Raw genomic sequence first — 15190 nt, 5'->3', positions numbered from 1 at the left:
TCCATGTTAATCAAGACGATGTATTCCTTTTGATAACGCTTCTCTATCATAGTGTTGAGTCAATTCGCCATTTTCCATTAATGCGGCTCTATCAGACATATGAGCAATCACATCGGCATCATGACTCACTAATAAATAAGTCATATTATGCTGTTTTTTTAGGGTGTTAAGCAGATTTAAGATCTCGGCTTGCACTGACATATCCAATGCTGAAGTTGGCTCATCTAATAATAACAATTGAGGTTGTAGCAAAAGGGCTCTTGCAATAGCAACTCGTTGGCGTTGTCCACCAGAGAGTTGGTGAGGATAACGGCTTGCTACATCCGCAGATAAGCCGACTTGAGCTAATGCCTGTTCAATTGTGCTGTTATCAAAAGGAATTTGATGAATTTTCAAAGGTTCAGAAAAAGCACGCTCAATACGGTGTTGGGGATGTAAAGAGGCATAGGGATCTTGAAATACCATCTGTATATTACGGCGCAATGCGCCTTGAAAACGTTGCTGTGGTTTAATGGTTTGCCCTAAAAGTGACATGCTACCTTGCCAATGAGGCAATAATCCAGCAATGACACGTAAAACAGTTGATTTTCCACAACCAGAACGACCTATTAAGCTGAAGGTTTCACCTTGTTGGACATGTAAGTTGATCCCTTTTACAACATGCTTTGCTTGTTTGCCTTGCTCAAATTGAACGTGTAAATCATGAATATCAATTAGCATGATGTTGCTCCTTGAAATTAAGCGTCCTATCTAATACTGGCAATTGTGTGCCATAAGTGCTTGCATTAGGTCTACATGTCCAAAGTGTACGCGTATAAGGATGTGTGGCTGTCGGTAATGCTTTCGCATTGAGTTCATCCACTTGTTCGCCTTGGTACATCACCATTACACGTTCGCAGTATTCAGCAACCAGAGGTAAATCATGACTAATAAGTAGTAAACCCATCTTGCGCTGCTCACATTGGGTGGTAATCAGTTCAAGAATTTGATGGCGTAATTGGGCATCAAGCGCTGATGTTGGTTCATCAGCAATTAGAATTGTTGGGTTATTAATTAGCGCAATAGCAATCATTGCCCGTTGTCCCATTCCTCCTGATAATTCACCGGGATAGCGGTAAATACTCTGCTCAGGAAAGCCAACAGATAACAGCATTTCGATAATCAATTGTCGCCTATCTTGGCGTGAAAGTGTTTGATGGCGTTTTACCGACTCTTCCACTTGTTGATAAATGGTTTTTACCGGATTTAATGCATAACGGGGATCTTGCAATACCATCGAAATAGTATTACCTCGAGTGTTATTCCATTGGCGCGATGAAAAATTCAATAGATTATTTCCCATCAAATTGAGCTGCTCTGCGCTAACTTTTCCTGGTTGACGCACGAGTCCCATTAATGCGCGAGCTGTCATTGATTTACCCGAGCCTGATTCACCCACCACGGCTAAACGCTCTTGGCCTAAAGTAAAAGAGACGTTATTAACCACTCTTGCCGTTGGATAATCAATACAGAGTTTTTTCACTTCAATTAAAGGTGTTTTACTCATGGGTATCTCCCAATATATCCCGAAGCCCATCACCTAATAAATTAAAGGCGAGACTACTGATCAAAATTGCTGTACCCGGAATAGCGGCTACCCACCATTGGTCAAAAATAACGGGCATACCTTCTGCTATCATTGCTCCCCATTCAGCCATAGGAGGACGAGCACCTAATCCAAGAAAGCCCAAACCTGCGGCAGCAAGAATAATCACCGCTAAATTAAGCGCTAAACGCACAATGGCTGACGGTAAACATAGCGGTAAAATATGTCCCCATAAAAGTCGAACACCTTTTATTCCCATCATTTCAGCCGCAGCAAGGTAATCACTATTGCGCAAATGTTGAATTTCACTGCGAGATTGACGTGCATAAGCAGGCCATGCGGTTAAAGCCAGTGCTAATGCTCCATTAAGAAGACCGGGGCCTAACATTGCTACAAAGGCAAAAGCTAGGATCAATGAAGGCATTGACATCACAACGTCAGTGAATCGCATTAAAATACGTTCAGTCCATCCACCGTAATAACCCGATAAAATCCCGACCAACAATCCTAATGGTAAGGTGATAATAGCCACCAATCCCACCAAACCAAGCATTGGGCGTGTGCCATAAATAATACGTGAAAGGATATCTCGCCCATAATTATCTGTGCCTAACCAGTGTTCAGCGTTGGGTGCTAATAAGCGTTGAGCTGCATGTTGCCAATTGGGATCGTAAGGGGCTAGCCAAGGTGCAAAAATAGCAATAATTAACAGTAAAATAAGCAACGATAAACCGATAAATGCGGAAGGCGAACGCGCTATTTTTCTTAAAAATGACGGTGACATTAGCGGAGCCTCGGATCAGTCAAACGAATAACGATATCGGTCATATTATTAATAAAGACAAAGCATAAACCGATAATTAAAGTACCGCCCATAATGGCTGTGGTATCACCCGCAAAAAGTGCGGTTGTAAGATATCGACCAATTCCCGGCCAAGAAAAGACCGTTTCTGTTAATACCGCACCTTCTAACATACCGGTATAAGACAAGGCGATAATGGTCATTAATACACCACGAATATTGGGTAATACGTGATAAAAGAGAATACGTAACTCACTAATACCTTTTGCTCTTGCTAAGGTGACATACTCTTTATTCATTTCGTTTAAACAGGCCGAGCGTGTTAAGCGAGTAATAGAGGCAAGGGCAAAATAAGCTAACAGAGAAACGGGCAGAATAAGGTGTGATAACGCGTTAAAAAAGGCATCTTTATCACCGGCTAATAAGGTATCGATTAACGCAAAGCCTGTTACAGGTTCAATCGTAAATTGATATATATCGTCTAATCGTCCGGGGCCTGCGGTCCATTGCAGTGTGGCATAGAAAATTAATAATAAAATTAAACCTAACCAGAAAATAGGAACAGAGCTACCTAATAGCGTTAAAATGCGTAAAACAAAATCGAGAGGTGTACCAACAAAACGAGCACATAATACGCCAAATAAAATGCCCAAACTGGCACCAATAACCAATGCGACCGTTGCTAACTCTAAAGTGGCTGGGAAAGTCAATAATAAATCATCAAGAACGGGTTGACCCGTTGATGTCGCTGTACCCAAATGTCCTTGTAATAATGCTTCTACATAGTGAAAAAACTGCATATAGAGAGGTAAATCTAGCCCCAATTCATGTTTGACTTGGTTATATGTTTCGAGGCTTGCATGATCACCGACAATTTGCAGAACAGGATCAACAGGGGAAAGTGCAGAAAGTGTGAAAGTAATTACAAGAAGCCCAAAAAGCGTAAGTACTAATGTCAATATTCCTTGAGCAAAAGTAATTAACTGGCTTTTTAGACGAATAGGTAACGTCATAGCAGTGTTCATACAGCAATAGCCTAGTGAAATGGCAAAAAACAGACCATCCACAATAACATGACTGTGGATGGCTTTAGGAAAAAATATTACTTAATTACTTAATTACTTAATTACTTAATTACTTAGTTACTTTGTCATAATAAACCATATCTGCATTTAGACCTTGGGCATAACCTTTAACATTATCGCGCATGACGATTTGGTTTTTACCTTGATCGATAAAGACATAAGGTGAACTACGTTGTAACTCTTTTTGCATTTCAGTATAGAGTGATTGACGCTTTGTCTTGTCTGCCTCATTCAGCGCCACTAATGTTTTTTGGCTTAGTTCAGGGATTTTCCAACCATTTAACCAAGCAACAGTATTGGATTGTCCGTCGTTATAAGCAAAGGCACTCGCATTTGAATGTGCATCAAAATAGTCTGGGATCCAAAAACGAATCGCGGCTTGGTGTTGTTTCGCGCGCACACGGCTATACACTTGGCTACCAGCCGCTGGTAATAAGTCTACTTGTACACCCGCTTGAGCAAAGCTTGCCTGAATAGATTGCGCCACTGTAATGTAAGGGACTTTATTCTCAACATCTAATGTAAAGCGAGCATTGGTAATGCCTGCTTTGGCTAAAATTGCCTTCGCTTTTTCGGGATCAAAGGTGAATGGATTATCTTTTAATGCACCCGGTAAACCCACGGGCAAAAAGCTTTGGTGAATAAAATACTGCCCACGCATTAAATCTTCAGTAATACCTTTGTAGTCAACTAAATAACGAGATGCCTCCCAAAATGCGGGGTTACTAAGCGCAGGGTTTCCACTTGCGGTATTAAAAGCCAAATAAACTTGCTCTGCGGAAGGAATATCTAAAATTTGAATACCAGCTTTGCCAGACAGTGCTGCTGTTTGGTCTGTACCCAGTCCTCGAGCAATATCTGCATCACCTTTTTCAATCAATAAACGACGAGATGCTGGATCAGGTACGTTTTTAATAATGATATTCGCCATTTTAGGTGCGCCAGTTGGTGAGAGAGGGTTAGCTTCTAACACAATCGCTTGGCGAGGTTGATAAGCACGCATTTTGTATGCGCCACTTCCTGCTGAATTCATTTTCAGCCAGCTATTCCCAAAGTCATTATTTTTAACGTGAGCAGAAACCAGCTTTTCATCAATAATAGAAGCAATTGGGGTTGAGAGGATATTTAGCACAACATCAGGGCTGACATCGGCTATCCAACGTACTTCTAATTCATTATCACTGACTTTTTTCAATAATGAATTAATGTTATCTGCTTTCCAGCCTAAGACATTTAGAATAAAGGCGGGTGATTTATTCATGGTGATCGCACGCTGATAAGAGAAGATAATATCTTCAGGGCGAACTGTGTTACCTGATGCAAATTTTGCATCAGGTTTAATTTTAAATACGATAGATTTTTGTTCAGGATTGGCTTGCCAGCTTTCAACTAAAATCGGTTCATTAATTTCAGGGTTATCGCGATTAGGTTGAACAATACGCTGATACAAACTAGGCACAGTCTGAATACTAGACAGTTCATTACTTTCAGCGGGATCAAGACTGACAATATCATCAAGCCCTTGAACCACAATTAATGTATTAGCAGGTGTTGCTGCAAATGCCGGGACGGAAAGGGCACCCACAACGAATAATGATAATAATTTTGCTTTCATGAGACGCTCCCTGAAACGGTGTCGCTAAAATCGTTATGTTAATAACTTATTAGAGCGTGTTAGCCTTTGATGGTCGATTTTCATTCGAATTAAAAGCATTTTAGGCAAGGTGAGAAATGCTAGTCTAGTGAACTAAGCTAGCGTTTCTCAACGCAGAATAAAATGAGTAAAACGTCTTTTAATCGAACCTGTAGGGCAGTTTTAACGCTTGTTTTTATCTTAAGTGGACATTGTTAATGTTAATCAATGTTCATACTCGTTGAGTAGGTTGTTTTACACGCTTTTCTTGCTGTAAAAATAAGCAGAAAAGGTTAACACACTCTAACTATTATTACTTTGTGAAATAAACTTAGGCAAAACGTGACCGATGCGCAAAGTTTTAATTACGCTTACATATAACGCTTGGTTATAAGCAATTAAGATTAATTATGGTAGAAGAATAATTAACCGCAAGATGAGAAGAACCAAATACTCCTTTAGTAGTAATTGATTGACTATTAAGTTGTAGTAGCTGAATTGATTAAGCTGTATTTGATATTCATCAACATTCCTTATGAGTAGTTTCGTATTTTAGCCTTAGAAATCTTTAAATCTGAGGCAAAAATGAGCAAGAAAACACTCGCAATCATCGGTAACGGTATGGTGGGGCACCGTTATATCGAAGAATTGATTGATAAAGGTGGCAATGAAGAATTTAATATTGTCGTCTTTTGTGAAGAACCTCGCGTTGCATATGATAGAGTCCATCTCTCCTCTTATTTCTCCCATCACACCGCTGAAGAACTCTCTTTAGTTAAGCAAGGATATTATGAGAAACACCAAATAGAAGTATTAATTGGTGAACGAGTGATAACCATCAATCGTGAAGAAAAAGTGGTACACACCAATACAGGGCGTTGTGTCAGTTACGATAAGTTAGTGATGGCAACAGGCTCTTATCCATGGGTTCCCCCTATTAAGGGAAATAACTCACCAGATTGCTTTGTTTATCGAACTATTGAAGATTTAAATGCCATCGAATCTTGCGCACGTATTAGCCGTAAAGGCGCGGTAATTGGCGGTGGACTTTTAGGATTAGAAGCCGCAGGTGCGCTAAAAAGTTTAGGTATTGAAACTCATGTTATTGAATTTGCCCCAACCTTAATGGCAGAACAACTTGATACATTAGGTGGTGAGCAACTTAAGCGAAAAATAGAGCGTATGGGTGTGAAAGTGCATACCTCTAAAAACACACAAGAAATATTATCGACAGGTGAAAATGCACGTAAAACACTGCAATTTGCAGATGGTAGTTTTCTTGAAGTTGACTTTATTGTGTTCTCCACAGGTATTCGCCCGAAAGATAAACTGGCTCGTCAATGTAATTTAGATATTGCCCCAAGAGGCGGCATTGTTATTAATGATTATTGCCAAACAACAGATCCTGATATTTATGCTATTGGTGAATGTGCATCTTGGCAAAATAAAACTTTCGGGTTAGTGGCTCCGGGCTACAAAATGGCACAAGTTGCCGTCGATAATTTATTAGGCCATCACTCTGTTTTTCAAGGGGCTGATTTAAGTGCCAAATTAAAACTTCTCGGTGTCGATGTCGGCGGTATTGGTGATGCTCATGGACATCAAGTAGGGTGCCGTAGCTATATTTATCTGGACGAAGGCAAAGAAATTTATAAACGTCTGATAGTTAGTGAAGATAACAAATACTTATTAGGGGCTGTATTAGTGGGAGATACCGAAGATTATGGCAATCTTCTACAGTTATCACTCAATACTATTGAATTACCAGAGCACCCTGATTCCTTAATTTTACCGGCACATGCAGGAAGTAAGCCTGCAATCGGAGTTGACTCCTTACCTGAAACAGCACAAATCTGCTCTTGTTTTGATGTGACAAAAGGCGACATTATTCAAGCAATTGAACGAGGTTGTCATACCGTTGCTGCCATTAAAGCTGAAACTAAAGCCGGTACAGGGTGTGGTGGTTGTATTCCTCTTGTGACTCAAGTCTTAAATGCTGAATTAGCCAAACAAGGTATTGAAGTTAATCACCATCTTTGTGAGCATTTTCACTATTCACGCCAAGAACTTTATCATCTTATTCGTGTAGAAGGTCTGAAAAGTTTTGATGAACTGCTGACAAAACATGGTCAAGGTTATGGCTGTGAAGTGTGTAAACCTACAGTGGGGTCATTGCTTGCCTCATGTTGGAATGAGTACATCTTGAGTGATGATTTAGTTTCTCTACAAGATACTAATGATAACTTTCTCGCAAATATGCAAAAAGATGGGACTTATTCCATTATTCCTCGCTCTCCCGGTGGTGAAATTACACCCGCTGGTATTATAGCTATTGGGCAAATCGCTCAAAAATATAATTTGTATACCAAAATTACTGGCTCGCAACGAATGGCAATGTTCGGTGCTCATAAACAGGATCTGCCTGCTATTTGGGAAAAATTAATTGCAGCAGGTTTTGAAACAGGTCATGCCTACGCGAAAGCATTGCGTATGGTAAAAACATGTGTAGGGAGTAGTTGGTGCCGTTTTGGCGTTGGTGATAGTGTTGGTTTGGGGGTTGCGCTAGAGCATCGTTATAAAGGTATTAGAACGCCTCATAAAATGAAATTTGGTGTATCAGGTTGCACCCGAGAATGTTCTGAAGCACAAGGAAAAGACGTCGGTATAATTGCCACCGACAAAGGCTGGAACCTCTATTTTGGCGGAAATGGTGGTATGAAGCCACGCCATGGGGATCTCTTTGCTTCGGATCTTGATGAAGAAACCTTAGTGCATTATATCGACCGCTTTATGATGTTTTATATCCGTACGGCAGATAAGCTACAACGAACCTCAGTATGGTTAGATAATTTAGAAGGGGGAATTGAATATTTACGTGATGTTATTATTCATGACAAGTTAGGCTTAAATACGCAGTTAGAAAAAGAACTGAAAGCCTTACAAGAGCGAGTCGCTTGTGAATGGAAAGAAACGGTTGATTCTCCAAAAGCATTAAAACGTTTTGCCCACTTTATTAATAATCCAATGCCTGATCCGACAGTGCAAACGGTAAAAGAACGATTCCAACACCGTCCCGCACGTTTACATGAACGTATTGATATCAAATTGGTTACTGAGGAGGTGCAATCATGAGTCAATGGATAGCGGTTTGCCAATTAGATGATATTACACCAGGAACGGGTGTTTGTGCGCTGGTGGAGCAAGATCACGTTGCCATTTTTCGCCCTTATTCTGATGCACGTTTATATGCGTTAAGCAATATCGATCCTTTTGCACATTCCAGTGTTCTATCTCGAGGATTAATTGCTGAACATGAAAACGAGTTGTATATCGTCAGCCCGCTAAAAAAACAGCATTTTCGTTTAACGGATGGTTTTTGCCTTGAAGATGAGCGTTTTTCAATCACACATTTTGATGTCAAGGTTGAAGGTAATACTGTTAGTGTACGCGGCCGTAATAAATCATCTCAATAAATAGGGGGAATGAATATGGATTACTTTCCAATATTCTGTCAGCTCAAAGATAAACCTTGTTTATTAGTGGGAGGCGGTGAGATTGCTGAACGTAAAGCCAGATTGCTTATGGAGGCAGGGGCCATTATTTCTGTCATCGCCCCTTCATTTACAAGGCAGTTTATGCAATGGCATACCGAGCAAAAACTAAACTGTGTTACAGGGCTATTTACGGCTGATTATCTGTCTGGCAAATGGCTTGTTATTGCAGCGACAGATAGTGAGCAAGTGAATCAACAGGTTTTTCAAACAGCAACAGAAAAACAGATATTTTGTAATGTGGTTGATTCACCAGAGCAAGCCAGCTTTATTATGCCGTCTGTCATAGATCGTTCCCCCATTGTGGTAGCGATTTCATCGGGCGGAAAAGCTCCTGTATTAGCCCGCATTTTGCGAGAAAAAATTGAACAACTCCTCCCTAATTATCTTGGTGAGCTAGCACAACTTGCCGGAAAATTACGAGATAAAATAAAACAGCGTTTTTCATCAATGAGTGCAAGACGTTATTTTTGGGAGCAGTTTTTTGCGGATAAATCATTACAAGCTGAAATAGAAGCACAAAGAAACGACGGTATCCAGCAACGTATCAGCGCACTATTATCTGAAAATAAACAACCTCAAGGCAGTGTTGTTTTAGTCGGTGCGGGGCCAGGTGATGCAGGCTTAATGACAATAAAAGGTTTACAACAATGTCAGCAAGCAGATGTAGTGGTTTACGATAGACTCGTTTCTGATGAGGTTATGGCTCTTGTTCGTAGAGATGCGCAGCGCATTTATGTTGGTAAGCAAGCGGGTTTTCACTGTGTTCCTCAAGACGAAATTAATCAAATTTTAATCAAAGAAGCCACTGCGGGAAAACGAGTGGTGAGATTAAAAGGAGGCGATCCCTTTATTTTTGGTCGAGGCAGTGAAGAGTTAGAAGCTTTGATTGAACATCGTATTCCATTTTCAGTGATCCCTGGTATTACGGCTGCATCAGGCTGTACAACTTACGCGGGTATTCCTTTAACACATCGAGATTATGCGCAAAGCGTTCGTTTTATTACAGGGCATGGAAAAGGGTTAAATGAAGCCCAGTGGCAATGTATTGCGCAAGAGAATCAAACATTGGTTTTTTATATGGGATTGAGTAAAGTCCATTACATTCAGCAAATGTTACTCAGTCAAAACATGTGTGCGACGATGCCTGTTGCTATTATCGAAAAAGGAACATTAACAACACAAAAAGTGATTACTGGGCAATTACATCAACTAGCACAGATGGCAGAAACAATGGAAAGTCCAGCACTGATTATTGTGGGAGAAGTTGTTAAGTTGAATGATAAGCTACAATGGTTTCAATCAAAATCAGCTAAATAGCTGAAAAAAATTGAAGTTGTCGTTATAAAATAAAAAAACCTCTTTAATATTCAATATGTATATTAAAGAGGTTTTTTATCTAATGCATAGAAATATATATGAAAATATTTTTTCATTTCATTTCAATTAAACAATTAGATTAAAAATTAAAAATAAATAATAAAAGTGAATATTTAATAATCTACGGTAATTTTTAGGTTGGAATTATTATTTAATCTAAAGCTCAATTTATCGTTATTTTTAATTAATTTCAAACAGAAACTCTTTACTTATAATGCATCATAAAGTTCTGTAAGTTGCATAAAACCCTTCCTGATTATATTAATTCTGTGAGCTACGTAGGTTTTCTATCTATAAAACTTGCGTGATGTTAATTAAATGTTTATTTGTTGTTTTACCTCTTGTGATATTTGTTTTTTATTTTTCTAAGATAGAACCCTTGAGGGCTAAATAAAGTTAAGTGATAAGAATATCGCATTAATTGACAAAATTTACGATAAGTGTAAAAAAGAAGCGTGTTGTTATCACTTTCTATCTTGTCTAGATCTTAAAATGTTTAAGAATAGTCATTATTACAATCAAAATTTAACAGCGATGCAAATCGTTAATTGAGCGACCCCGCTATAAATTACTGTTTATTAGGAGAGGTACCCATGAAAAATAAAGCTGTGTTAACGATGATGTTTCCAGTTGGTGTTATATCACTTGCCTTAACCTCCTTTTTTTCTCATGCCGTGACTCCTCCTGAAGGCATTATTCTGGCAAAACAACAACATATTGTTATTAATAATGGTACCGAGGTTTCGTCACTTGATCCCCATAAAGTAGAAGGCGCGCCTGAAGGTAATATTATTTTGAATTTATTAGAAGGTCTGACTTATGTGGGGCCTAATGGTGATAGCATGCCGGGCGTTGCGCTGCGCTGGGAAACTGATGATAACAAGGTGTGGACATTCTATTTGAGAGAAGATGCCAAATGGAGTGATGGGACGCCAGTAACAGCCGAAGATTTTGTTTATAGTTGGCGTCGATTGGTAGATCCTAAAACTGGTTCACCTTATGCCAGTTATCTCGAATATGCTTATGTTGAAAATGTTGCAGATATTCTTAGTGGCAAAAAATCCCCCGAAACATTAGGTGTGAAAGCGATAGATCCCCACACTTTGCAAGTCAATTTAACCAAACCAATTCCTTATTTGGTTGATATGGTCAGTCATACATCATTAAAGCCTGTTAAAAAAGAGATTGTTGAAAAATACGGTGTTAATTGGACTCGCCCAGAAAATTTTGTCGGTAATGGGGCTTATATCATTGATAATTGGATTGTGAATGAAAAGGTAACTTTAACGCGAAACCCACTTTATTGGGATAATAAAAATACCATTATTGAGCAAGCCACGTTTTTACCAATTAGTTCAGAAACCAGTGATATTAACCGTTATCGTAGTGGTGAAATTGATATTACCAACAGCGCTATTCCTCCAGTTCTTTATAAAAAAATGAAGCAAGAGCAGCCTGATAATTTACACGTTACGCCTTATCTATGTACCTTTTATTATGAACTCAATAATAAAAAAGCGCCTTTTGATGACGCCCGAGTTCGGGAAGCTGTGAAATTAACACTTGATAGGCAAGTGATCGCCGAAAAAATAATGGGACAAGGCCAAATCCCTGCTTACTCTTTTACGCCATCTTTTATTGGTAATGGTAATTTTAAGCCACCTAAATGGGCATACTGGACACAACAACAACGTAATGAAAGGGCGCGTGAGTTATTAAAAGAGGCTGGGTTTGACAGTGAAAATCCGCTGACTTTCACATTGCTTTACAACACTTCAGATCAAAATAAACAACAAGCTATTGCCGCTGCATCAATGTGGAAAAAAAGTATTGGCGCCAATGTCACGTTGCAAAATCAAGAATGGAAAACAGCGCTAGAAAATCGTAATCAGGGCAATTACCAAGTTGCTAGAGCAACATGGTGTGCAGATTACAATGAACCAACTTCATTTTTAAACTCATTTCTTTCTAAAAGTAGCCTAAATACGATTTTTTATGAAAATAAAGCCTATGACGACACATTAAATAATGCACTACTTGCACTCGATAATGGTGCACGTCATCAACTCTATCAACGCGCTGAAGCCTTGCTAGATAAGGATTCTGCGATAGTACCTGTTTATTATCGTGTCAGTGTTAGATTAGTGAGTCCAAAAGTAGGTGGATTTACAGGCAAAGACCCCTTTGATTATACGGACTTAAAGCGCTATTTTATAAAGGTAGATAACTAAAACTGGTAAATTATCGGTATTCTATAGTTATGTGCGATTTAAATGATTAAAAGTGACTTTAATCGTAGTAAAAAATAAAAAAGCTACACGAAAAAGATAACGGCATAAAAAAATTATAATGTTATCAGGCAATTAAGCACTGATGGCAATTAAGTAAGTTTGATTTATTTTTTGTAAAAACAATAAGTTGTGTAAACCGTTCTAAAACACAACTGAACATCACAGAATGGTTGTCTAACAACCAACTCACTAACTGGGAGTATTTTATAAGATGAGTAATTTAACTAAAAAGAGTGCGTTGGCGATTGCAATAAGCGCAATCTTTGGATTGTCAGCGCTAACAGCTAACGCTGCGGTTGTTCCTGACGGGGTAAAATTAGCTGAAAAACAAGTGCTTGTTCGTAATAATGGCTCTGAACCACAATCACTTGATCCTCATAAAATCGAAGGTGTGCCTGAATCTGCATTAGCACGTGATCTCTTCGAAGGCGTTACTATTGTTGGCCCAGATGGTGAAATTTTACCCGGCTCAGCAACTAGTTGGGAAAATAAAGACTTCACCGTTTGGACATTCAAAATTCGTGAAGGCGCTAAATGGTCAAATGGCGAACCTGTTACAGCACAGGATTTCGTTTATAGCTGGCAACGTTTAGCAGATCCTAATACAGCATCTCCTTATGAAAGTTATCTACAATATGCGCATATCGTCAATATCGACGATATTATCGCCGGTAAGAAAAAAGCCACTGAATTAGGAGTTAAGGCATTAGATAACAACACATTAGAAGTGACATTATCAGAAGCAGTGCCTTATTTACCAAAATTATTAGCTCACTCCTCCATGTCGCCAGTTAACCAAAAAGTGATAGAAAAATTTGGCGAAAAATGGACTCAACCTGCTAATTTCGTCGGTAACGGCGCTTATAATTTAAAAGACTGGACAGTTAACGAACGCATTGTTTTAGAGCGCAGCCCAACCTATTGGGATAATAAAAATACCGTTATTAATAAAGTCACATTCTTACCTATCTCATCAGAAGTCACCGACGTAAACCGCTATCGTGCGGGTGAAATCGACATGACATATAGCAATTTACCCATCGAGCTTTTCCAAAAATTGAAAAAAGAGATCCCGGATGAATTGCGTATAAGCCCATATTTATGTACTTATTATTATGAAATTAATAATGAGAAAGCTCCGTTTAACGATCCTCGTGTCCGTGAAGCACTGAAACTGTCAATGGATAGAGATATCATCACTTATAAAGTGAAAAACCAAGGTGATATCCCAGCTTACGGCTTTACCCCTCCATTTACTGATGGTATTAAAGAGAACAAACCAGAATGGTTTGCGACTTGGACACAAGAACAACGCAATGAAAAAGCACGCCAATTATTAGAAGAGGCTGGCTATAACAAAGCAAATCCACTGAAATTTAAGCTTCTGTACAATACATCTGACTTACATAAAAAAGTTGCGATCGCCGCTTCTTCAATTTGGAAGAAAAACTTAGGTGCCGATGTTTCTCTTGAAAACCAAGAGTGGAAAACGTTCTTAGATACACGTCACCAAGGAACTTATGATGTTGCACGTGCGGGCTGGTGTGCAGATTATAACGAACCTTCTTCATTCCTGAACATGATGCTGTCTTACAGCAGTAACAACACGGTTCACTATAAAAACACAGAATTTGACGCATTGATCAAAGAGTCTTTACGTGTGAAATCTGATGATGAACGTGCCGCAATTTATCAAAAAGCTGAAGGCGTATTAGATAAAGATTCGGCGATTGTTCCGCTTTACTACTATGTAAACACCCGTTTAGTTAAACCTTATGTGGGTGGTTATTCAGGTAAAGATCCATTAGATAATTTACATACTAAAGACTTGTACATTATTGCTAAGTAATCGGGCGAGACCTTGCTTTTTAAGGCAAGGTCTTTTTATCGTCACGCCTGAATAGGTTTGTGTTATAGGAACGGGCAATGCTCAAATTTATTTTTCGTCGCTTTTTGGAAGCGATACCGACTCTATTTATTCTAATAACGATTTCGTTTTTTATGATGCGCTTAGCGCCGGGTAGTCCTTTTACGGGTGAAAGAAAACTCCCGCCTGAGGTAATGGCAAATATTGAAGCGAAATACCATTTAAATGATCCCATTTATAAGCAATATTTCGATTATTTAATTCAGCTATCGAAAGGGGATTTAGGGCCTTCTTTTAAATATAAAGACTACAGTGTAAACACCTTAGTCGGTAAAGCATTCCCTGTTTCAGCTAAATTAGGGCTGTCGGCATTTATTTTTGCCGTAATTTTAGGTGTGGGGGCAGGCGTGATCGCGGCACTGAATCAGAACACCAAATGGGATTATACCGTCATGACTTTTGCCATGACGGGGGTTGTAATACCGAGTTTTGTTGTCGCACCACTGCTAGTGCTTATTTTTGCTATTACCTTAAGGTGGTTACCAGCAGGAGGTTGGAATGGTGGCGCAGTGCAATATATGTTGTTGCCTATGATTGCGCTATCGCTTTCTTACATTGCTAGCATCTCGCGTATTACCCGTAGTTCAATGATTGAAGTTTTACACTCAAACTTTATCAGAACGGCAAAAGCGAAAGGCTTGCCGATGAAAAGAATTGTACTGCGTCATGCTTTAAAACCTGCGTTGCTACCTGTTATCTCTTATATGGGGCCTGCATTCGTCGGTATTATTACGGGCTCAATGGTTATTGAAACCATCTTTGGATTGCCGGGTATCGGACAACTTTTCGTTAATGGTGCTTTAAACCGAGATTACTCATTGGTATTAAGTTTAACCATTATCGTCGGTGCATTAACGATTTTCTTTAATGCTATTGTCGATATTTTATATGCCGTTATTGATCCGAAAATTCGTTATTAATAGATACTGGAGCGCG

11 protein-coding genes are annotated in these 15190 nt (G+C 39.1%); 6 read left to right on the top strand and 5 right to left on the bottom strand.

All coding sequences use genetic code 11. The annotated features are described in order from the left end of the window. Nucleotides 1-6 precede the first annotated feature (6 nt). The 5 genes from GTH24_RS10740 to GTH24_RS10720 all read right to left on the bottom strand — a co-directional run bounded on the left by GTH24_RS10740 (nucleotide 7) and on the right by GTH24_RS10720 (nucleotide 5087). Entirely contained in the window at nucleotides 7-723 is a 717-nt protein-coding gene (locus tag GTH24_RS10740) for an ABC transporter ATP-binding protein (RefSeq protein WP_371032474.1), read from the bottom strand. Further along, nucleotides 710-1546 carry an ABC transporter ATP-binding protein gene (locus GTH24_RS10735; RefSeq protein WP_072068297.1) on the bottom strand — a complete coding sequence of 279 codons (837 nt, stop codon included), beginning with the start codon at nucleotides 1544-1546 and terminating at the stop codon, nucleotides 710-712. The genes GTH24_RS10740 and GTH24_RS10735 overlap by 14 nt, the downstream gene beginning before the upstream one ends. Continuing rightward, entirely contained in the window at nucleotides 1539-2369 is an 831-nt protein-coding gene (locus tag GTH24_RS10730; protein WP_072068296.1) for an ABC transporter permease, read from the bottom strand. The genes GTH24_RS10735 and GTH24_RS10730 overlap by 8 nt, the downstream gene beginning before the upstream one ends. Continuing rightward, nucleotides 2369-3412, bottom strand: coding sequence for an ABC transporter permease (locus GTH24_RS10725; protein WP_072068295.1), 1044 nt, complete (start codon nucleotides 3410-3412; stop codon nucleotides 2369-2371). The genes GTH24_RS10730 and GTH24_RS10725 overlap by 1 nt, the downstream gene beginning before the upstream one ends. A gap of 109 nt (nucleotides 3413-3521) precedes the next feature. Next, nucleotides 3522-5087 (bottom strand): ABC transporter substrate-binding protein, encoded by a 1566-nt coding sequence (locus GTH24_RS10720; protein WP_164526395.1) that lies wholly within the window; start codon nucleotides 5085-5087, stop codon nucleotides 3522-3524. A 603-nt stretch (nucleotides 5088-5690) separates the two neighbouring features. Here GTH24_RS10720 and nirB point away from each other — a divergent pair. The 6 genes from nirB (at nucleotide 5691) to oppB (ending at nucleotide 15174) form a co-directional block, all read left to right on the top strand. Beyond that, nucleotides 5691-8237: a nitrite reductase large subunit NirB gene (nirB, locus tag GTH24_RS10715; protein WP_164526394.1), complete on the top strand. Its 2547-nt coding sequence runs from the start codon at nucleotides 5691-5693 to the stop codon at nucleotides 8235-8237. Continuing rightward, nucleotides 8234-8578, top strand: coding sequence for a nitrite reductase small subunit NirD (gene nirD / locus GTH24_RS10710; protein ID WP_072068292.1), 345 nt, complete (start codon nucleotides 8234-8236; stop codon nucleotides 8576-8578). Before nirB ends, nirD begins: the two co-directional genes overlap by 4 nt. A gap of 15 nt (nucleotides 8579-8593) precedes the next feature. Continuing rightward, complete coding sequence (gene cysG, locus GTH24_RS10705; protein ID WP_072068291.1) at nucleotides 8594-9976, top strand: siroheme synthase CysG; 1383 nt, start codon at nucleotides 8594-8596, stop codon at nucleotides 9974-9976. A gap of 653 nt (nucleotides 9977-10629) precedes the next feature. Next, nucleotides 10630-12267 carry an ABC transporter substrate-binding protein gene (locus tag GTH24_RS10700; protein WP_164526393.1) on the top strand — a complete coding sequence of 546 codons (1638 nt, stop codon included), beginning with the start codon at nucleotides 10630-10632 and terminating at the stop codon, nucleotides 12265-12267. Between the two features lie 271 nt (nucleotides 12268-12538). Beyond that, complete coding sequence (oppA, locus tag GTH24_RS10695; RefSeq protein WP_072068289.1) at nucleotides 12539-14176, top strand: oligopeptide ABC transporter substrate-binding protein OppA; 1638 nt, start codon at nucleotides 12539-12541, stop codon at nucleotides 14174-14176. A gap of 77 nt (nucleotides 14177-14253) precedes the next feature. Next, a complete protein-coding gene (gene oppB, locus GTH24_RS10690) occupies nucleotides 14254-15174 on the top strand; it encodes an oligopeptide ABC transporter permease OppB (protein ID WP_023581988.1) in 921 nt (306 codons plus the stop codon). Nucleotides 15175-15190 lie beyond the last annotated feature (16 nt).

This window comes from Proteus vulgaris, from assembly GCF_011045815.1.
GTDB classification, from domain to species: domain Bacteria; phylum Pseudomonadota; class Gammaproteobacteria; order Enterobacterales; family Enterobacteriaceae; genus Proteus; species Proteus vulgaris_B.
Note: the sequence above shows the minus strand (reverse complement) of the source record. Positions and strands in the feature narration are given on the sequence as shown.